13 protein-coding genes and 1 pseudogene are annotated in these 20,826 nt (G+C 74.6%); 5 read left to right on the top strand and 9 right to left on the bottom strand.

Annotated features, from left to right (window positions below):
- The 4 genes and pseudogenes from PV341_RS31650 to glpK all read left to right on the top strand — a co-directional run.
- Positions 1-222 (top strand): annotated as a pseudogene (locus PV341_RS31650) (benzoylsuccinyl-CoA thiolase); the annotation flags it as partial.
- Positions 219-1,415, top strand: a complete 1,197-nt coding sequence (locus tag PV341_RS31655) for a lipid-transfer protein (protein WP_500359624.1) — start codon at positions 219-221, stop codon at positions 1,413-1,415. The pseudogene PV341_RS31650 and the gene PV341_RS31655, both read left to right, overlap by 4 nt.
- A gap of 153 nt (positions 1,416-1,568) precedes the next feature.
- Positions 1,569-2,300 (top strand): MIP/aquaporin family protein, encoded by a 732-nt coding sequence (locus tag PV341_RS31660; RefSeq protein WP_500332187.1) that lies wholly within the window; start codon positions 1,569-1,571, stop codon positions 2,298-2,300.
- A gap of 7 nt (positions 2,301-2,307) precedes the next feature.
- The gene (glpK, locus tag PV341_RS31665) at positions 2,308-3,864 is read left to right on the top strand and encodes a glycerol kinase GlpK (protein WP_500359625.1); all 1,557 of its coding nucleotides are present in this window, start codon (positions 2,308-2,310) and stop codon (positions 3,862-3,864) included.
- Positions 3,865-3,897: 33 nt separating this feature from the next.
- Here the strand turns inward: glpK and PV341_RS31670 are convergent, their stop codons facing one another.
- The 4 genes from PV341_RS31670 to PV341_RS31685 form a co-directional block, all read right to left on the bottom strand.
- Entirely contained in the window at positions 3,898-4,503 is a 606-nt protein-coding gene (locus tag PV341_RS31670) for a GTP-binding protein (RefSeq protein WP_499510587.1), read from the bottom strand.
- 252 nt (positions 4,504-4,755) lie between these two features.
- Positions 4,756-5,148: a DUF742 domain-containing protein gene (locus PV341_RS31675; RefSeq protein ID WP_499510588.1), complete on the bottom strand. Its 393-nt coding sequence runs from the start codon at positions 5,146-5,148 to the stop codon at positions 4,756-4,758.
- A gap of 10 nt (positions 5,149-5,158) precedes the next feature.
- Positions 5,159-5,584 carry a roadblock/LC7 domain-containing protein gene (locus PV341_RS31680; protein WP_500359627.1) on the bottom strand — a complete coding sequence of 142 codons (426 nt, stop codon included), beginning with the start codon at positions 5,582-5,584 and terminating at the stop codon, positions 5,159-5,161.
- Positions 5,581-8,169, bottom strand: coding sequence for a sensor histidine kinase (locus PV341_RS31685; RefSeq protein WP_500332191.1), 2,589 nt, complete (start codon positions 8,167-8,169; stop codon positions 5,581-5,583). Before PV341_RS31685 ends, PV341_RS31680 begins: the two co-directional genes overlap by 4 nt.
- Positions 8,170-8,493: 324 nt before the next feature.
- On the opposite strand from PV341_RS31685, the gene PV341_RS31690 reads away from it, so the two are divergent.
- Positions 8,494-8,934 (top strand): hypothetical protein, encoded by a 441-nt coding sequence (locus PV341_RS31690; RefSeq protein WP_500332192.1) that lies wholly within the window; start codon positions 8,494-8,496, stop codon positions 8,932-8,934.
- A 55-nt stretch (positions 8,935-8,989) separates the two neighbouring features.
- On the opposite strand, the gene PV341_RS31695 is transcribed toward PV341_RS31690, so the two are convergent.
- The 5 genes from PV341_RS31695 to PV341_RS31715 all read right to left on the bottom strand — a co-directional run bounded on the left by PV341_RS31695 (position 8,990) and on the right by PV341_RS31715 (position 20,781).
- On the bottom strand, positions 8,990-13,711 hold the full coding sequence (locus PV341_RS31695; RefSeq protein ID WP_500359629.1) for a hypothetical protein: 4,722 nt from the start codon (positions 13,709-13,711) through the stop codon (positions 8,990-8,992).
- Positions 13,712-13,796: 85 nt separating this feature from the next.
- Positions 13,797-14,678, bottom strand: coding sequence for a hypothetical protein (locus PV341_RS31700; protein WP_500324251.1), 882 nt, complete (start codon positions 14,676-14,678; stop codon positions 13,797-13,799).
- 40 nt (positions 14,679-14,718) lie between these two features.
- The gene (locus tag PV341_RS31705) at positions 14,719-16,269 is read right to left on the bottom strand and encodes a hypothetical protein (RefSeq protein ID WP_500324483.1); all 1,551 of its coding nucleotides are present in this window, start codon (positions 16,267-16,269) and stop codon (positions 14,719-14,721) included.
- Positions 16,270-16,313: 44 nt separating this feature from the next.
- The gene (locus tag PV341_RS31710) at positions 16,314-19,916 is read right to left on the bottom strand and encodes a hydantoinase B/oxoprolinase family protein (protein WP_500324252.1); all 3,603 of its coding nucleotides are present in this window, start codon (positions 19,914-19,916) and stop codon (positions 16,314-16,316) included.
- Between the two features lie 4 nt (positions 19,917-19,920).
- On the bottom strand, positions 19,921-20,781 hold the full coding sequence (locus PV341_RS31715; RefSeq protein ID WP_500359630.1) for an SGNH/GDSL hydrolase family protein: 861 nt from the start codon (positions 20,779-20,781) through the stop codon (positions 19,921-19,923).
- Between the last annotated feature and the right edge of the window lie 45 nt (positions 20,782-20,826).

Here is a 20,826-nt window from a genome sequence, read left to right on the forward strand (position 1 = left end):
CCGTACCCCTGCGACCCCTCACGCCCCTGGGAACCCCGCGTCCTGGTGGCGGTGGAACTGACGGCGGAACGGATGATCGTGCTCGGACAGGCCGCGCCCGGGACGGGCGTGGCCGATCTGGCCGTCGGCATGGAGGTCGAGCTGGTGCCCGGCGTGCTGTACGAGGACGCGGAGCACACCTGGACCACCTGGCACTGGCGCCCCGTGGGAGGCGGGCGATGAGCCATGACGTGGCCGTGCTCGGCGTCGGCATGCACCCCTGGGGCAAGTGGGGCCGCCCCTTCACCCGGTACGGGGTCGCGGCGGCGCGCGCCGCGCTCGCCGACGCCGGGCTGGACTGGCGGGACGTCGGACTGGTCGTCGGCGCGGACACGGTGCGCGGCGGCTACCCCGGCTACGTGGCCGGGGCGGCCTTCGCCCAGGCGCTGGGCTGGCAGGGCGCCCGCGTGGCCAGCGTCTACGCCGCCTGCGCCTCCGGGGCCCAGGCCCTCGACACCGCCCGGGCCCACATCCTCGCCGGCCTGGTGGACACCGCCCTGGTCGTCGGCGCGGACGCGGCCCCCAAGGGCTTCTTCGCGCCCGCCGGGGGCGACCGGCCCGACGACCCGGACTGGCTGCGCTTCCGCGTGCTCGGGGCCACCAACCCCACCTACTTCGGGCTGTACGCGCGCCGCCGCATGGCCCTGCACGGCGACACTCCCGAGGACTTCGCCCGGGTCAAGGTGAAGAACGCGGCCGCCGGCGCCGCCAACCCGCTCGCCCGCTACCGGACGCCGGTCACGGCCGCCGAGGTGGCGGTCTCCCCCGTCGTGGCCGACCCGCTGCGGCTGCTCGACATCTGCGCCACCTCCGACGGGGGCGCCGCCGTCGTCCTGTCCAGCCTGGACTTCGCCCGGCGCCGCGCGACGGCGGATCCGGTGCGGATCCGCGCGGTCTCCACCGTCACCCCGGTCTATCCGCGCACGGTGCCCGACCTCCCCGACATCGCCACCGACTCCTCCCTCGCCGTCGCGCCCCGGGAGCCGGCCACCGGTTTCCGGGCGTCCGTCGCCCGCGCCGCGTACGAGGAGGCCGGCATCGGTCCCGAGGACCTGGACCTGGCGGAGGTGTACGACCTGTCGACGGCGCTGGAGCTGGACTGGTACGAGGACCTCGGCCTGTGCCCGCCGGGCGGGGCGGTGAAGCTGCTGCGCGACGGGGCCACGTCGCTCGGGGGGCGGATTCCGGTCAATCCCAGCGGCGGCCTGGCCTCCTTCGGGGAGGCCGTGCCCGCCCAGGCGCTCGCGCAGGTGTGCGAGCTGACCTGGCAGTTGCGCGACCGGTCCGGGCCCCGGCAGGTCACCGGGGCCCGCGTGGGGGTGACGGCGAACCAAGGCCTGTTCGGGCACGGCTCGTCGGTGGTCGTAATCAGGTGATCTGTCCGATACCTTGACGCTCCATCACCCCGCGACAACACTTCCGGGTGGCGCGGAGGCCGGGCGGGAGGCGGGACCCTCCGTACCCGGGTCTCCGTGCGCCATTCTCTGGCGGCGCATGCCCGACACGTGCGCCTGCACGAAGGAGCCGTCATGTATTCCAACGGAGACGTCTTTGTCGGCGAGATCATCGGAACGGCGATCCTGATCCTGTTCGGCGCCGGCGTGGTGGCCGGGGTGCTCCTCCACCACTCGAAGGCCCGGGCATCCGGGTGGATCGTCATCTCGTTCGGCTGGGGCCTCGCGGTCCTGGCCGGCGCGTACACCGCAGGCCCGCTGTCCGGCGGGCAGCTGAACCCCGCCGTGACCTTCGGCGTCGCCATCAGCTCGGGCAAGTGGAGCCAGGTGCCGGTCTACCTCGCCGGGCAGCTCGTCGGCGCGATGCTGGGCGCCGTCCTGTGCTGGCTGGTGTACTACGGCCAGTTCGCGGCGAACCGTGCCGAGGAGACCCGTCAGCCCACGCTCGCCGTCTTCTCCACCGTCCCCGAGATCCGCGTCTGGTGGCAGAACCTGATGACGGAGGCGATCGCCACCATGGGTCTCGTCCTGCCGATCCTGGCCTTCGGCCTCAGCAAGGGACTCGGCGAGACCGGTACCGGCACCCTGATCGTGGCGCTGCTCGTGACCGGCATCGGGCTCTCCCTGGGCGGTCCCACCGGCTACGCCATCAACCCGGCCCGCGACCTCGGGCCGCGCATCGTCCACTCCGTCCTGCCGATCCCGTTCAAGGGCACCTCCGACTGGGCGTACGCCTGGATCCCGGTGGCCGGCCCGCTGATCGGCGGTGCACTGTCCGGTCTCATCTACAACGTCGCGTTCAAGTGAGGCGGTCATGACCGAAACCTCCGACCAGGCGATCCGATACGTGGCCGCCATCGACCAGGGAACGACCTCCAGCCGCTGCATCGTCTTCGACTCCGGCGGGTCGATCGTGGCGCTCGACCAGCGCGAGCACCGCCAGATCTTCCCCAAGCCGGGCTGGGTGGAGCACGACGCCACCGAGATCTGGTCCAAGGTCCAGGCCGTGGTGGCCGGTGCGCTCGCCAAGGCCCGGCTGCGCGCGGACCAGCTCAGCGCGCTCGGCATCACCAACCAGCGCGAGACCACCGTGCTGTGGGACCGCACCACCGGCCGCCCGGTGCACAACGCGATCGTGTGGCAGGACACCCGCACCGCCGCGCTGTGCGACCGGCTCGGCGGCCAGGACGGCCAGGACCGCTTCCGCGAGTCCACCGGACTGCCGCTCGCCAGCTACTTCTCCGGTCCCAAGGCGGCCTGGCTGCTGGACAACGTGCCGGGGCTGCGCCGCCGCGCGGAGAACGGCGAGATCGCTTTCGGCACCATCGACTCCTGGCTGATCTGGAACCTGACGGGCGGCACGGAGGGCGGCGTCCACGTCACGGACGTCACCAACGCGAGCCGCACGATGCTGATGAACCTGGAGTCGATGGAGTGGGACCCGGCGATCCTCGCCGCGATGAACGTCCCCGAGGCCGTCCTCCCGGAGATCCGCTCCTCCTCCGAGGTGTACGGCACGGCGGTCGGCCAGCTGGGCGGCGTACCCGTGGCCTCGGCCCTCGGCGACCAGCAGGCCGCGATCTTCGGCCAGGCCTGCTACGGGACGGGCGACGCCAAGAACACCTACGGGACGGGCAGCTTCCTGCTGCTCAACACCGGGAACCGGCCCGTGCCGTCGAAGAACGGACTGCTCACCACGATGGGCTACCGGTTGGGCGGGGAGGCGCCGGTCTACTGCCTGGAGGGGTCGATCGCCATCACCGGCGCCCTGGTGCAGTGGTTCCGCGACAGCCTCGGCATCATCACCGCGGCGGACGAGATCGAGGCGCTCGCGGCGAGCGTGCCGGACAACGGGGGCGCGTACATCGTCCCCGCCTTCTCCGGGCTCTTCGCCCCGTACTGGCGCTCCGACGCGCGCGGCGTGGTCACCGGCCTGACCCGGTACGTCACCAAGGCGCACCTGGCGCGTGCGGTGCTGGAGGCGACCAGCTGGCAGACCCGCGAGGTCGTCGACGCGATGTACCAGGACTCCGGCGTGCACATCACCGGGCTCAAGGTCGACGGCGGCATGACGTCCAACAACCTGCTGATGCAGCACCAGGCGGACGTGCTGGGCGTCCCGGTGGTGCGGCCGCGGATCTCGGAGACCACGGCGCTGGGCGCGGCCTACGCCGCGGGGCTCGCCACCGGCGTGTGGGACGGGCTGGACACGCTCAAGGCGCACTGGCAGAAGGACGCCGAGTGGCAGCCGCGGATGGACGAGAAGACCCGTGAGAAGGAGTACCGCCGCTGGAAGAAGGCGGTCGAGCGGAGCTTCGGCTGGCAGGACGAGGACGAGGACGACAACCCCGCACCGGCGGCCGGGGGCTGACCGGCCCGCCCGCCCGCAGCCGCGGCGCGCGGCTCAGTTGGCGGCGGCCGCCCGGCGGTCGCCGGCCACCTGGGCCGCGTGCTCGACCACGGTGATGAGCACCTTCTTCGCCGAGGCGCGGTCCCGCGCGTCGCACGTCACCAGCGGCACCTCGGGGTCGAGGTCGAGTGCGTCGCGCACCGTCTCGGCAGGATGCCGCTCGGCCCCATCGAAGACGTTGACGGCCACGGCGAAGGGGATGCCACGGCGCTCGAAGTAGTCGATCGCGGAGAAGCAGTCCTCCAGGCGCCGGGTGTCCGCGAGGACGACCGCCCCCAGGGCGCCCTGCGCCAGCTCGTCCCACAGGAACCAGAAGCGGTCCTGGCCCGGCGTGCCGAACAGGTAGAGCACGAGGTCGTCGCGGAGGGTGATCCGGCCGAAGTCCATGGCCACGGTGGTGGTGCGCTTGGCCTCGACGCCCGCGGTGTCGTCGACGGGCCGGCCCACCTCGCTGAGCGTCTCCTCGGTGCGCAGCGGGCGGATCTCGCTGACCGCGCCGACGAGCGTGGTCTTGCCCACGCCGAAGCCGCCCGCCACCAGGATCTTCAGCGTGACGGGCTCGACGGGGGAGGGACGGCGTTCAGAGCGTCCGAAAGCCATGGCTCACTCCTCCGGTCGTGCCGTTTACACAGGTCAGCGGCATCCTGGGTCCTAGGGACTGCGTCGGGCGATCAGCTGTGGCAGTGGAACATTACTACGATCCGACCGGACAACTACCAGCGGTCCGCGGGCCGTTACCCGCCCGCGGGCCCACCCGGCGGCCGCGGGACCCCGCGTGGCGGACCCTCAGGCCGTGCACCGGGGGGCGTCGCGGGCCGGGTGAGGTCCCCGCCGCGGCGCCCCCGGGCGGGTTCACAGCGCGCGCAGGCGGTCGATCACGTCGCGCAGCAGCCCCGCGTCGGGCAGCTCCGCCGGTGGGACGGGCCGGCTGACGTGGACCAGCCCGGACTCCAGGACGTCGCCGATGAGCACCCGGACGACGCCCACGGGCAGGTCGAGGTCGGCCGCCAGCTCGGCGACCGACATCGGCTGCTCCCGGCACAGTTCGACGATGTCGAGGTGCTCGGGCGACAGGGTGCGGTCGACGTCGGCGTCGTCGTCCGCGCTGCGCGACTCGGCGACCACCAGGGCGATCAGGTCGAGCCGGGCTTCCGCGGCATGGCTGGTACGGCCGCGTGTCATGGCGTACGGCCGCACCACGGGCCCGGCGTCGTCGTCGTACCAGCGGTCCGCTTCGGAAGTCATGACGTCCTCGTCACACCGCCCGCGCCGCGTCGTCGTCGTCGGTCCGCGGGGCGGTCGCGAGGTGCACGCCGACCCGCTTCACCAGCAGCGCCATCTCGTAGGCGACCTGTCCGACGTCGGAGTCGGCGTCGGCGAGCACGGCCAGGCAGCTGCCGTCACCCGCGGCGGTGACGAACAGGAAGGCCTCGTCCAGCTCCACGAGGGTTTGCCGGACCTTGCCGGCCTCGAAGTGCCGGCCGACGCCCTTGGCGAGGCTGTGGAAGCCGGAGGCGACGGCGGCGAGGTGCTCGGCGTCCTCACGGGTCAGGCCCTCGGACGCGCCGGTGGCCAGGCCGTCGCTGGAGAGCACCAGCGCCTTGCGGATGCTGGCCACGCGGCCGACGAGTTCGTCGAGAAGCCAGCTGAGCTCGCGGGTCGGGCTCGATGGTGCGGTCATGGACCGTTCCCCTCCGTGGTGGATCTGGTTGCGCTGTCGCCCCCTCGCTCCGCCGGGGTGGTTCCCGGGCGGTCGGTGGGGCGGACGTCGTCGGTGCCGTCGGTGCCGAGGTCGTCGGCGGTGTCCGCGCGGCCACGCAGCCATCCTCGCTGCAGTGAGGCCATGCGGTCGCGCACCTCCTCGGGCGAGCGCTCGTGCCCGCCGTCGTCGTCCGCGCCGCCGGTGGCGGCGCTACGGGTCTGGGTGGTGGAGTCGCTGCGCAGCTGCGGGGCGAGGCTGGCCTGGCGGACCCGGCGGGGCAGTCCCGCGCCGGCGGGCTCCTCCTGCGGTGCGGGGTCGGCGGGCCGCGGCGCCTCGCCGACCGGCCGGCCGTTCTCGGCGACCAGGACCGGGGTCCGGCGGCGACGCGGCAGGACCGTGGGCGCGTCCGCCGGCACCGCGTCGGGTGCGGCCGTCAGCGCCGGTGTCCCCACGGTCTCCGGCACGTGCGGCCGGTGCTCGCGCGGCTCGTCGTCCGGCTCCGGGACCAGGCCCCACTGACGGAAGCTGTGCTCGGTGGCGGCCGACATCGGTGCGACCCGGGGCTCGTCCGGTTCGGCCGGCGCCCGGGCCTCCACGACGGCCGCAACGGCGGTCTCGTCGCGGGGCCCGTCGAGGGTCTCGTCCAGGGGCTTGTCCGGCTGGTCCTCGCCGGACTCGGTGAGGAGCGACGCCGGGACGAACACCACGGCCGTGGTGCCGCCGTACGGGGACTGGCGCAGCGAGACGCGGACGCCCTGGCGCTGGGCCAGCCGGCTGACGACGAACAGCCCGAGCCGGTCGGTGTCGGAGAGCTCGAACTCGGGGGTCTCGGCGAGGCGGAGGTTCGCCTCCAGCATGGCGTCGGGGGTGAGCCCGAGGCCGCGGTCGTCGATCTCCAGGACGAAGCCGTTGGCGACGGACTCGCCGTGTACCTGGACGCTGGTGTGCGGCGGCGAGAACACGGTGGCGTTCTCGATGAGCTCGGCGATGAGGTGGGTGAGGTCGGCGACGCCGTGGCCGGTGACGGCGAGCCGCGGCAGCCGGCGCACGTCGACCCTCTCGTAGTCCTCGACCTCGGCGACGGCCGCCCGCACCACGTCCATCAGCTGCACCGGCTTGCGCCACTGCCGGGACGGCACCGCGCCGGAGAGGATCACCAGGCCCTCGGCGTGGCGGCGCATGCGGGTGGTCATGTGGTCGAGGCGGAAGAGGTCGGCGAGTTCCTGCGGGTCCTCGGTGCGCCGCTCCATGGCGTCCAGCAGGGTGAGCTGGCGGTGCAGCAGCACCTGGCTGCGACGGGCGAGGTTGACGAAGACCTCGGAGACGCCGCGACGCATCTCGGACTGGCGCACGGCGGCTTCGACAGCCGCCCGTTGCAGGGTGTTGACGGCCTTGCCGACCTGGCCGACCTCGTCGTCGGGGTAGTCCAGCCGCGGCGCCTCGGTCTCGACGTCGACCTCCTCGCCCGCGGCGAGACGGCGCATGACGCGCGGCAGCCGGGCGCCGGAGACCTCCTGGGCCTCCTTCCGGAGCCGGGACAGGTCGCGGATCAGGCTGCGGCCGACGCGTATGGAGACGAAGACGGAGGCGACGACCGCGATCAGGCCGAGGCCACCGGCGACCGCGGCGATGGCGACCAGCCGCATGCCGATCGGTTCGGCACGCTTCTTGTGCAGGTCGCCCGCCTCGACGCCCAGGCGGTCCAGGTCGGTCAGCGCGGTGGTGGCCGTGGTCTGCCAGGACGCGCGGTCGGCGGCCTGGGGCGCGCCGGACGCGCCCGCGGAGATGACCGCGTCCTCGGCGGCACGCAGGGCGCGGCCGGAGGGCCCCGCCCAGTAGGCGTCGTAAAGGGCGCGCTCGTCGGCGGTCAGCAGGTGGAGGTTGTCGGCGTAGTAGGCGCGCTGCTCGGCGACGGCGAAGGTGAAGGAGCGCATCTCGGCGGCGCTCATGCGGCCCGCCGCGATGGCCGCCACCATGAGGGCGTCCTCCTGGCTGATCGCCTCGCGGGCCCGGGTGACCTGGATGAGGGCGCGGCCCTGCTTGTCGATGGCGACGTTGTTGAGCGGGTTCAGCGAGTCCAGGAACGCATAGGCCGGGTCGAAGAGGCCGCTGTACGCGGCGAAGGCGTCGTTGCGGCCGATGGTACCCTTGCCGACCTTGTCGCGCAGCGTCTCCAGGCCGCCGAACTCGCGGACGACCAGGTCGAGCCGGCGCAGCGCGTCGGGGGCCAGCCGCTCCCGGTTGGCGCCGGAGGCCGCGTTGCCGCGCAGCCGGGCGATCACCTTGTCCGTCTCGCGCTCGCGGGCGAGCAGGGTGCCGCGGGCGTCGGAACGTCGAGGATCGGCCAAGTAGAGCATGGCGGAACGGCGTTCCTGCTGGAGCGCCTGGATGCTGTCCTCGACCGGGTAACCGAGTGCGTTGACGGTCTGCTCGACGCCGAAGAGGCCCCAGACCTGACGTCCCGTCAGAGTTGCGGCGAAGGCCCAGATGGCCGTGAGGGACACCAGCGGAATGAGCAGCAGTGCCACGATCTTCCGCCGGATCGTCGTACCGCGAAAGCGCATGGCCTCCCCAACGTCAAACCCGGTCAAGGGCTGTCGTGTTCCGACTGCAAACGGCGCGAGCCTACTACTGCCGGATGAGCAATCCGAAAGCCCTGCTTCCGCTCTTGCCCCGGGACGACCCGATTCGTACGGATGAACGGCCGGCACGGCTGGCCGAAATGCACCGCACAGGGAACCCGCGGTGCCATTCCGTCGTATGACAGGAGGGGAGGGGTGCTCCGGAATGCGGAGGGCATTCATCGGCGGAAACCGGGCAGCCACTCTGGAGTCGGACATCGGGGATCCGGCACCGCATCACCGGTATCCCGCAGGGGAGCAGATTTCATGGACGACCTCGTCGAGGACGCACTGGATCGCGACATTCCGCCGCGGAAGACCCGGCGGCCGTTGTGGGTCGATGAGCCCGTCGGGCGGCCACGCATGCCCGACCCGGTGCGCCGGGCGGCCGTGCGGGCCGTGCTCGTCGTCGCACTGACCCTGATCGCCGCGGTGATCGCCATGCTGGGGGCGGCCGGTGAGTCCTGGCTAGCGGCGCCGGCGATGCTCACCGCCATAGCCTTCACCGTCGTCGCCACCTGGGCGGTGCTGGACGTGTGGATCACCCGCCAGGTCTGGAACCAGCGCAACGGCGTGGTGTCCAGCCCGAGCAGCGCGGCCCGCAGGCTGCGCCGCGAGCGCCGACGGGAACGGCGCCGGGCCCGGGCCGGGGCCCGCGCCGCCGCACGGCGCCGGCAACTGCCCGGTACCGGCGCGCGTACCGCCTGAGGGAGGCGCACCCTCCCGTGGGCCCGGACGGCCTTCGGCACGGGCCGCCCGGAGGTCAGCCGCCCTGCGGGGCCGGCTGGTCCGCCGGGCGGCGGAACATCCGCGTCGCCGTGATCTCGCCGTGCACCGGCTCGGACTCCGGGTCCGTCGCGGGCAGTCCGGGCCGCAGGTGCTCCTCGACGCTGATGTACTTCAGGCCCGCGCGCAGGTCCGCGTCATTGCGCAGCCGTACGACCAGCGGGAACTCGGCGAGCGCCGTGGTGTCGAACAGACCCGTGGTGTAGATCAGCTGGACGCCCAGCGCGTCGGCGACCGCGCGCTGCAGCTCCAGCAGATAGGTGGCGTTGGCGCGGCCGATCGGGTTGTCGAGGAAGAGCGTGCCCGCGTGCCGGTGCCGGTCCCTGCCGCGGTCGTTGCTGCGCAGCGCGGCCATCGTGCAGTACAGGGCGATGGCCGCGGTGAGCAGCTGGCCGCCGGAGAAGACGTCTCCCATCTGCCCGACGGGGACGCGCTCGGCGCGCAGCACGGCGTCCGGCTTGAGGATCTCGACGGCCACCCCCCTGGGTTCGAGGGCGGCCGCGACCCCGCGCAGCAGCAGCGACATGCCGTCCCGGCGCAGGTCGGAGTTCTTGCGGACGGCCGCCCGGGTCGCCTCGTCGATCACGGCGCCGAGCCGCTCGTCGAGCGCCGCGTGGTCCGGGTCGTCGAAGCGGATCCGCAGGAACTCCTGCCCCGACCACTCCCCCAGCCCCTCCGGCAGGCGGGACAGCCGCTGCGCCGACCGCAAGGTGGTCAGCGAGGACTCCACCATGCCGCGCAGCCGGTCCACGATGCTGTCGCGGTTGCGCTCCAGCTGTTCCAGCTCGTCGGTCAGGACGCGCAGCCGCGGCTCGAAGGCGGCGTGCCAGGCCGCCGCGTGCTCGGGGAGTGCGGACGCGGGCAGTTCGCGGATCTGCTGGCGGGCCGGGGTGCGCACCTGCTCGTAGCGGGCGGCGTTGGCGTGCCGTACGAGGACGTCGCAGGCCTCGCGCAACTGCGACTCGGCCGCCGACAGGTCGGCGGCACAGCCGCGCAGGCCGCGGCGGGTCTCGGCGACGGCGGTCCTGGCCTCCTCCAGGGAGCCGGAGTACGGCTCCGGCTCCTCCTCGCCGTCCTCGGACTGCCGGTCGCCGTCGCGGAGCAGGTCCCGCAGCAGTGCGGCGAGTTCGTCGAAGCCGCTCGCGGCGTCCTCGGCGGCGCGGTGCGCGCGCACCAGGTCGCCGTGGCCGTCCCGGGCGTGGGCCAGCGCATCGGTGCGGGTGGCCAGTTCGCCGTTGGCACCGCGCAGCAGCTCCTGGGCGTGCTCGGCGTCGCGGGGCAGCAGTTCCCCGGGGAGCTCGGTGTGCGTCCCGCCGTCCGCCGGGGCGTGCCGCTCGGCCTCGCCGCGCAGCCGGCCGAGCTGCTCGCTCGCGGCGGCGGCGCGGGAGTCCAGGGTGGCCACCAGCTGTTCCGCGCGGGCGGCCGCGGCCTGCCGCGACGGGCCGTCGGCGCCGTCCGGGCCCTCCAGCAGCTGCGCGGCGCGGGTGCGCACCTTGTTGGTGAGGCGCTCCAGTTCGGCGAGCGCGGACTGCTCGGTGCTCTCGGCGCGGGCCTGTTCGGCCCGCAGGTCGGCGCCGACGCCCACCTTCTCGTACACCTGGGAGGCCGCGCGGTAGGCCTCGCGCAGGGCGGGCAGCGAGCCGGCCGGCTGCCCGGCGCCGTCCTCGTCCTCCAGGGCCTCGTCGGGGGCGCCGGTGATCTCCGAGCGCTCGGCGCGGAGCACGCGCGCGGTACGCCGCGCGTCGTCCGCGGCGCGCTGGGCGGCACGGCGGTCCTCGTCGGCGGCGCGCGCCAGGGTCAGGCAGGCCTCGGCGCGCGTCTCGGCCTCGACGGCGTCCTCGGCCAGCTCGCGCGTCCTGCGCTGCCAGTTGGCCCGCTCCCGCAGCCGGAAGGCGAGACCGGCGAGCGCGTCGGCGGCCCGCCGGGCCTGCTGCGCCACCTCCTGGCGCTCGTCGCGCAGGGCGGTCGCCTCGGCGGCGGCCTCGTCGGCCTCCACCCGCACGGAGCGTGCCTCGGCGAGCTCCTCGCGGGCGGCCCCCGCGGTCTCCCGGGCGGTCTCCACGGCTGCGGCGAGTTCGGCAAGCCGGCCGCTCGGGCAGCCCGCACGCCACGAGGAGAGGCGGGCGGCCAGCGTGCGGTCCTCGGCCAGGCGGGCGGCGAGCCCGCGGATGTCCTCCTCGCGGGCGGTCGCGCGGCCGCGCAACGCCTGGCGCTCGCCGTCGGCGGCCAGTTCGTCGTGCATGGCCGGGTTGGGCGGGACGAGGAAGAGCTCGGGCTCGGTGCCCGCCGGGGGCGGCGGGGCGAGCAGCGCCGCCGCCGTGCCGACCGTGACGGTCGACCGCGGCAGCAGGGCCGCCTGCGCCAGCACCTCGCGGGCCCGCAGGTAGCTCTGGGGGTCGGTGACGATCACGCCGTCCACCAGTTCCGGGCGCGCGGCGAGCACGGCGGCGTGGTCGGCCGGATCGACGGCCTGGGCCAGGTACCGCCAGCCGGGGAGCGCGGGGATGCCGTGCTCGCCCAGGTACTCGACGGTGGCGAGGACGTCGGGGCCCGGCGGCAGCAGCCCGCCGTCGCCGAGCGCGGCCAGGATGCGGGCGTCGTCGGCGGCGGCGGTGCGCAGGTCGAACAACTGCCGCTCGGCGGAGGCCACCGCGCCGTCCAGCATCTCCTGCAGCGGCTCCGCGAAGGTGTCGAGTTCGGCCGCGGTCAGCGGGCCCTGCTCGGCGGGACGCCGTCCGGCCCCGGGCGCAGTGCGCCGGGCCGCGGAGGTCTGCGCGGGGATGGCGGCGGGGCCGCGGTCCGCGGCGGTGTCCCCCGCGGTGCCGGCCGCCGGGACGGTGCCGGGGGCCCCCGCGGGCGGCAGGCTGAGCAGTTCGGCCAGGCGCGGCTCGGCCGCGAGGGCGTCCGCGACGCGTGACTCGGCGGAGTGGGCGGCCTCGGCCGCGGCGAGGGCGTCCGCCGCGCGGGCGGCGGACAGTTCGGCGCGCGCGTCGGCGGCGGCGGCCTCGCGGGCCCGGTCGCCGGCCCGGCGGGCGGCGTCACGCGCGGCCTCCGCGGCGGTCGCGGCGGCCTTCTCCGCGTCCGAGGCCTCCAGGGCGGCGCGGGCCGGGTCGGCGTCGGGGGCGGAGTCGTCCAGCCAGCCCGTCCGGACCGCCTCGGCGGTCTCCTGCTCGACCTCCGCCAGCCGCTGCACCAGGTGCCCGGACTCGCTGCGCGCGCGCTGTGCCTCCGTCGCGGCGGCGGTGGCGTCGCGGTGCGCCGCCTCGGACTGCGCCTGGAGACCCGCGGACCGCTCCTCCTCCGCGTCCGCCCGCTCGTCGGCGGTGTCCGCGGCGGCCCGCAGCACGCGGACGAGATCGCCCGCGGCCTTCGCACGGGCAGCGAGTGCGGGCGCGGCGTCCCGTTCCGCCTCGCGGATGGCGGTGGTGACCCGGGTCATGCGGTCGGCTGCGGCCCGGTGCCGCAGCACGATCTCCGCGGCCTGCCAGGCGGACTGCAGCGTCCGGGCGTCGTTGAGTTCGCGGCGCAGCGCGGTGGCGCTCTTCTCGCCGGACGCCAGGGCCAGCGAGGCGTGCCGGTAGGCGAGTTCGGCGGCGACCAGGGCGCTGCGGCCGCGGGCGGCCTCGGCGTCGGTGACGGTGTGCGCGGCACGGGCCGTCTCCTGTGCCAGCTCGGCGGCGCGGCCCCGCTCCTCGCGGGCGCGCGCGGACAGCCTGCGGGCCAGGGCGCGGCTGCGGCGCTCGGACTGGGCGTGGACGCCGCGTGCCTGGTCGCGGGCGGCGGTGGTGTCGACGATGCGGCCGAGCAGTTCGAGGGAGCCCGCCGTGAAGTCGCGTTCCGCGGTGAGTTCGGCCCGGCGGCCCAGCTTGCCCGCGAAGCCGTGCACGAGGTCGGCGAGGCCGTCGGTGTCCCGGGTGTCGGTGACCGCGCGCAGCAGGAGGTCGGTGAAGTCGGAGTCCTTCTTCACCGCGAACAGGCCGGCCGCCTCGCCCTCGTCGGCGTTCATCTCCCGCTGGTAGCGGAAGAGTTCGGGGTCCAGACCGAGCTCGCCCAGGTGCTCGTTCCACCGGTCGTGGATCTCCTCCCACACCACTTCCAGGTGCGGGTAGTAGCGTGCGGCGTCGGTCACGGCGTCGCGGAAGCCCTTCATGGTGCGGCGGCGCCCGCGGGCACCCGAGGCGCCCTCGACGGGCGTCCGCACCGCGGTGGACTCGGCGACGGGCAGCGAGTCCAGGCTGAGCCCCGGACCGGGCCGGAAGGAGTACCAGGCCTCGGCGAACTTGCGCGGGTCGGAGGAGACCTGGCGTCCGCGCCACTCGCTGACCTTGCCGACGACGACCAGCTCGCCGGTGACCGTGTGCTGCCACTCCAGGGCGACGTGGCCGCAGTCGTCGGCCAGCAGGAACTTGCGGAGCACTCCGGAGCTGGCGCCGCCCAGGGTGTTGCGGTGACCGGGCAGCATGACCGAGAAGATCAGCTTGAGCAGGACGGACTTGCCGCCGCCGTTCTCCAGGAACAGCACCCCCGCCGGTGCCGGACGGCGCGGCGGGCCGGTCGGCTCGTCCTCGAAGAACTCCGCCTGGGCGGGGGCGGGGTGCGGCACGGGCTCGCCGACTCCGCGCAGGTCCAGCACGGTGTCGGCGTAGCGCGCACCGGCGGGCCCGATGGAGTAGAGGCGGACCCGGGACAGCTCGTACATGGGGGGCTCTCGTGGTGGTCTGTGGTCGGCGGGTTCGGGTGGATCGGCAGGATCCGGGAGGCGGGTGCGGGGGCGGGGCGCCGCTTCAGGAGTGGAAGGGCAGGCCGGCTCCGGTCACGAGGTCGAGGTCGTCGCCGTCCGCGGCCGGCATCAGGGCCGCCGAGTCACCGGCCCGGGGCACGATCCCGAGGTCGAGGAGCTCGGCCATGGCGGCGCTGCCCGCCATGTCGCGCACCTGGAGCTGGTAGCGGGCGGTGGTGCGGTAGGTGCCGCCCGACTCGTCACCCGTGCGCTGCAGGAACCCCGAGTCGACGAGGAAGGAGACGGCCTTGCCGACGATGCCGGTGGTGGAGCCCGCCAGGCGCCGGGCGTCCTTGGTGGCGCCGGTGGAGCTGCGGCGCACGTAGACCCGCCAGGCGGCCTCCAGGCCGGGGGCGTCGCTGGCCGGGTCGGTGTTCTCGCCCTGCTCCTCGGCCCGTTCCTCCAGCCTGCGGCAGGCCTGGCGCAGGAAGCCGTCGATGCCGTTGACGGTGACCCGGCCGATGTACGCGTCGTCGGCGAGGTCCTCCGGGCGGGGGAAGGCCATGGCGGCGGTGGCGAGGTGGGCGAGGCCGTGCAAAAAGCGGTCGCCCGCGTCGGACGCGGCGCGGCGTGAGTAGTCGCCCATGCGGACGGCGAAGACCGAGTCCTCGCCGGCGGCCAGCGCCATGCCGGCCCGGGGCGAGACCTCCAGCACGACCAGGCCGAGCCCGGCGGCCACGGCGTCGGCCAGGCGCGAGAACAGCGGGTCCTCGCGGTAGCGCCGGATCAGCTCGGCGTACTCGACGTCGCGCCCGGGCAGCAGCTTCGGCTGGAGACCGAAGGAGACGAGACGGGCGGCGTCCGCGGCGTCGCCCGGCGTGACGGCCGCCGGGACGGGGGCCGCTGCGGGCGGCTGCGTGCTCTCGCCGTCGCGGTGGTCGCTCACGGGGTCGTCTCCTCGGTACGGATGGTCGGTTCGCTCATCGTCACGCCACCTCGGACCGCTCGGCGGCCATCCCGGCGGCGTCCAGCCGGGCCGTGCCCACGATCAGGTCGGCGCCGCCGAACTCGGGGTCGTCCAGCCCGGTGCCGTCGTCCACGGCGAACAGCAGCCGCTCCTCGCCCTGGCGGTAGGCGGTGCCGACCGGCGGGCTGGCGGCGTGTACCGCCAGCAGGGCCACCAGGTAGGGCAGTTCGGGATCGAGGCGGCGGGCCTCGGCGAGCAGCCCGGACAGCCGGCGGGGGGCGTCGTGCGGCAGGTCGAGGAGTTCCAGGGCGGTCTCGAGCTGCTCCTCGCTGAACCGGCTGTCGTCCGGCGTGGCGACGAGGTCGGGCTCGGGCATCTCGGCACCGAGGTGCTCGCGCTCCAGCGGCGGGGTGAGCAGGGCGTCCACGAGGTCCGTGACGCGTACCGAGGCGGGGGTGCGCAGGCCCGTGCCGCGGGCGAACCAGGCGTCGGTGACCCGGGTGGCCTGCTCCACCGGGAGCGGCAGGACCGGCGCGACCAGCTGCCCGTACAGGTCGAGCATGCCGACGAGGGCGCCGCCGCGCGGTGCGGCGAAGGCCTGCCGGTCCTGCTCGGCGCGGAAGATCGGCCCGGCCTCCAGCAGCCGGGACTGCAGCTGGGTGTGGCGGCGGATGCAGTCCTTGACGATGTCGACGAGCTCGGCGGCACGGCGCTTGTGCTCCGGGTCCTCCGACTCGTCCCTGGCCTTGCGGATGTTGGTCAGGATGGCGTTCTCGTGCCGGTAGCGGTCGGCGACGTGGTCGAGCGCCTCGTCGATCATGTCGGGGACGGTGCGGATCCAGTCGACCGCCCGGACGTTGCGGCGGGTGGCGTCCAGGGCGCGGCGCAGCGTCTCGGCGTACTGCACCGTGCGGTAGCGGGCCTGTTCCGCGGCGAGCTGGGCGTCGGCGAGGCGGCCCCGGTTGATCAGCACCTCGAGCTTGACCTCGGCGGCGATCTGGGCGCTGGTCACGTCGGTGTCGAGGGCACCGACGAGCACGTTGACGGCCTCGTCGGTGGTGCGCAGGTAGACGGTGCCGTCGCGGCCCGGTACCTCCTCGATCAGCTTGAAGTCGTAGTCACGGCGGACGTACGCCCCGTCGGGGCCGAAGGTGCCGTAGACGGCGCGGAAGCCGCGGTCGACGCTGCCGACGTTGATCAGGTTCTCCAGGACCCAGCGGCCCACCCGCTCGTGCTCGGCGGCGGGACGGCCGGGGGCCTGGGCGGCGATGCGCGGCAGCAGACGGGAGATTATCTGGTCGTGGTCGGCACCGGTGTCGAAGTCCATGTTGAGCGTGACCAGGTCGATGACGGCCAGGGCCACCTCCGCCATCGCGTACACCGAGTACTCGCCCGCGAGGTTGGCCTTGCGCACGTCGAGGTCGTGCAGCGGCGCGGTGCAGGCCAGGGCCTTGAGCCGGCGGGCCAGGCCCTCGTCCGCGGCCGGCCCCGGCGCGGGCCGGACACCGCCGCTGAGCTGGTGCGGAACGGTCGTGGTCACGACGCACAGACTAGGCGCTCGGACCGACATCATCCCAAACGGCACGGTCCGGGCGGCCCCGCGCCCGGGCCCCCTCAGCCGCCTGCGGCCCCGTACCCGCCCCCGCCGGGCGTCGCGACGACCAGGACGTCACCGGGCCCGACGTCGGCGGAGTCGACGCCGCCGAGCGGGGTGACGGAGCCGTCGGCGCGCTCGATCCGGTTCTCGCCCAGGGCGCCGGGCCCGCCGCCGGCCAGGCCGTACGGGGCGACCCGCCGGTGGCCGGAGAGCAGGGCGACCGTCATGGGTTCCAGGAAGCGGATGCGGCGGACGGCCCCGCGGCCCCCGTGCCACCGGCCGTCGCCACCGCTGCCGTCGCGCAGGGCGAAGCCCTCGACGCGGACGGGGTAGCGCCACTCGAGGATCTCGGGGTCGGTGAGCCGGGAGTTGGTCATGTGGGTCTGTACGGCGTCGGCGCCGTCGAAGCCCTCGCCCGCCCCGGAACCACTGGCGACGGTCTCGTAGTACTGCACCCGGTCGTTGCCGAAGGTGACGTTGTTCATCGTGCCGGAGCCCTCGGCCTGCACGCCGAGCGCGGCGTACAGGGCCCCCGTGACGGCCTGGGAGGTCTCCACGTTGCCGGCGACGGTGGCCGCGGGGTATTCCGGGGCCAGCATCGAGCCCTCGGGGACGCGGACGTCCAGCGGCTTCAGGCAGCCGCTGTTGAGCGGGATGTCGTCGGCGACGAGGGTGCGGAAGACGTAGAGCACGGCGGCCATGACCACGGACCGCGGCGCGTTGAAGTTGCCCTCCTGCTGCGGCGCGGTGCCGGTGAAGTCCAGGACGGCGGAGCGGGTCGCGCGGTCGACGCGGACGGCGACGCGGACGACCGCGCCGTTGTCGGTCTCGTACGCGCAGTCGCCGTCGTCCAGGCCGGCGACGATGCGCCGCACGGACTCCTCGGCGTTGTCCTGCACGTGCCGCATGTAGGCGTGCACGACGTCGAGGCCGAACTGCGCGGTCATGCGCCGCAGCTCGGCGATGCCCTTCTCGTTCGCGGCGATCTGGGCGCGCAGGTCGGCGATGTTGGTGTCCGGGTCGCGCGAGGGGTACGGGGCGTCCGCCAGCAGGGCGCGGGTCTCCTCCTCGCGCAGGCGGCCGTCGCGCACCAGGAGCCAGTTGTCGAAGAGGACGCCCTCCTCGTGCACGGTGCGGCTGAAGGCGGGCATGGAGCCGGGGGTGAGGCCGCCGATCTCGGCGTGGTGGCCGCGTGAGGCGACGAGGAAGAGCGGGGACCGGCCCTCGTCGTCGAAGACGGGGGTGACGACGGTGACGTCGGGCAGGTGGGTGCCCCCGTGGTACGGGTCGTTGACGGCGTAGGCGTCGCCCGGGCGCATGGTGCCCTCGTTCCGGCGCAGCACCTCCTTGATGGACTCGCCCATGGAGCCGAGGTGGACGGGGATGTGGGGGGCGTTGGCGATCAGGTTGCCCTCGGGGTCGAACAGGGCGCAGGAGAAGTCCAGGCGTTCCTTGATGTTGACGGAGTGGGCGGTGTTCTCCAGGCGCACCCCCATCTGCTCGGCGATCGACATGAAGAGGTTGTTGAAGATCTCCAGCATCACCGGGTCGACCTCGGTGCCGACCGCCACCCGGCCGGGCCGCGGCCGCACCCGGGTCAGCAGGAGGTGGCCGTGCTCGCCCACCGCGGCCCGCCAGCCGGGGTCGACGACGGTCGTCGCGTCGGCCTCGGCGATCACGGCGGGCCCGTCCACGGTGTCGCCCGGGCGCATTGCGTCCCGGCGGAACAGGGGGCTGCCCTGCCGCCGGCCCTCCGTGTACAGCGACACCTCGGCGGCCGGTCGCAGGGGGCCCTCGCGGGCCGGCGGCTCCACGTGGTGCCGTCCGGGCGGGCCCGCGGAGCCGACGGCCTCGACCGAGACCGCCTCGACGACCAGGGGCTTGTCCATGGTGAAGGCGTACCGGGCGCGGTGGTCGGCGGTGAACGCCTCGCGCATGGCGTCCACCGTGCCCATCGGCACCGGGAGCGCCGCGTCGGTGCCCGCGTAGCGGACGTGGACGCGGGTGACGGTCTCGACGGTGTCGTCGGGCACCCCGTCCTCGCGCAGTTGCGCGCGGGCCAGGCCGTCGAGCTCGTCGCGGGCCTTGCGCAGCGCGGGCAGCCCGTCCTCGCCGAGTCCGGTCTCCACGGAGCGCTCGCGCATGGCGGTGGCGTCGGCCAGGCCGATCCCGTACGCGGACAGCACACCGGCCAGCGGGGGCACGACGACCGTGTCGACGGACAGGGCGTCGGCGACCGCGCAGGCGTGCTGGCCGCCGGCTCCGCCGAAGCTGGTGAGGGCGTAGCGCGTGATGTCGTGGCCGCGCTGTACGGAGATCTTCTTGACGGCGTTGGCCATGTTCAGGACGGCGATCTCCAGGAAGCCCGCGGCGACCTCCTCCGGGGTGCGGCGGTCGCCGGTCGCGGCCCCGGACTCCTCGGCGAGCCGCGCGAAGCCCGCGCGGACGGCCTCGGTGTCCAGCGGCTGGTCGCCGTCCGGGCCGAACACGGCCGGGAAGTGCGCCGCCTGGACACGGCCGAGCATCACATTGGCGTCGGTCACGGTCAGCGGGCCGCCGCGGCGGTAGCAGGCGGGGCCCGGGTCGGCACCTGCGGAGTCGGGGCCGACGCGGTAGCGCTGCCCGTCGAAGTGGAGGACGGAGCCGCCGCCCGCCGCCACCGTGTGGATGTCCATCATGGGCGCCCGCATCCGTACGCCCGCCACCTGGGTGCCGAGGACGCGTTCCAGCTCGCCCGCCCAGTGGGAGACGTCGGTGGAGGTTCCGCCCATGTCGAAGCCGACGACCCGGTCGAACCCGGCCTGCCGGGACGTACGGGCCATGCCGACCACTCCCCCGGCCGGGCCGGACAGCACGGCGTCCTTGCCGCGGAAGTGACCGGCCTCGCGGAGCCCGCCGTTGGACTGCATGAACATCAGCCGGACGCCGCGCAGTTCGGCGGCCACCTCGTCCACGTAACGGCGCAGGATCGGCGACAGGTAGGCGTCCACCACGGTGGTGTCGCCGCGCGGGACCAGCTTGATCAGCGGGCTCACCTCGTGGGAGCAGCTGATCTGGTCGAACCCGGCCTCGCGGGCCGCCCGCGCGACGGCCTGCTCGTGGGCGGGATGGCGGTAGCCGTGCAGCAGGACGACGGCGACGCTCGTCAGGCCGTCCCGGCGCGCCTGACGCAGGGCAGCTGCGGTGGCGGCCGGGTCGAGGGGGCGGACGACCTCGCCGTGCGCGCCGATGCGTTCGGGGACCTCGATGACGCGCTCGTAGAGCGCCTCGGGGAGGACGATCCGGCGGTCGAAGAGCCGCGGCCGGTTCTGGTACGCGATGCGCAGCGCGTCACGGAAGCCCTCGGTGACGACGAGGACGGTCGGCTCCCCCTTGCGTTCCAGGAGGGCGTTGGTGGCGACCGTGGTACCCATCTTGACGGCGGAGATCCGGTCGGCGGGCACGGGTTCGCCCGGGTCCAGGCCCAGCATGCGCCGGATGCCCTCGACGGGGGCGTCCCGGTAGCGCCCGGGGTCGTGGGAGAGCAGCTTGCACGTCTCCAGGCCGCCGTCCGGCCGTCTGGCGACGACGTCGGTGAAGGTGCCGCCCCGGTCGATCCAGAACTCCCAGCGTCCGGTCACCCCCTCATTGTCCCAGGGACGTCCCTTCCAGGCGGGCCAGCGCACCGGCGGTGGCGTCGCGGGAGCGCAGGTCCAGCAGCCCGTCGGTGCCGGCCAGCCGGTGCCGGGCCTCCCGGCCGGCGAGCCGCAGCAGATCGGGCAGCAGATCGGTGCAGCGGTCGGCGACCCAGCGGGTACCCTTGGTCGCCATCCACCAGACGCTCGCCGCGGCGCCCGGTCCCGGGCCGCCGGGGGTCGTGGACGGCGGTTCGCCGTCCGACAGGCCGCGCGAGACCAGGAGGTCGTGGAACTCCCGGGCCAGCAGCCGGTGGCCGAGTTCGCTGGGGTGCAGCCGGTCCGCGCTCCACGAGGCGCGGTCGGTCGCCCACGCATGGCGGGCGGCGTGCAGGTGCACGGCCTCGTACCGCTCGGACAGCACGTGCACGACCTGGTTCAGCGCGGCCATCCGGCGGCCCAGCGGGCGGGCGAGCGGCCACGGCAGCCCCAGCATGCGGCCGGGGTCGGGCAGGCAGGCGGTGAGCACCTCGGCGCCTTCGGCGCGCAGTTGGGCCAGGACGGTGTCCAGGCGGCGGGCGACGGTCTCGATGTCGAAGCTGCCGCGGAGCGTGTCATTGGCGCCGATCACCACGGAGGCCAGGTGCGGCCGGTGGTCCAGGGCGCGCGGCAGCTGCTCCTCGACGACGTCCTTGGTGAGGGCGCCGCTGCGGGAGCAGTTGAGCAGGCGCACGGCCGAGGGTTCGGCGGACAGCCCGTGCGCCAGGAGCGGCGCCCAGCCGCGCCATCCGCCGGCGACGGGGTCGCCGAGGCCCTCGGTGAGCGAGTCGCCGAGGGCGGCGAAACGTATCTCCTTTGTGCCGGCGGACACGGTGGTGGCCTGGACCGACGCCGGGGTGGTGGCCGGGGCGGGGAC

This window comes from Streptomyces sp. PA03-1a (genome assembly GCF_033792805.1).
Lineage (GTDB): Bacteria > Actinomycetota > Actinomycetes > Streptomycetales > Streptomycetaceae > Actinacidiphila.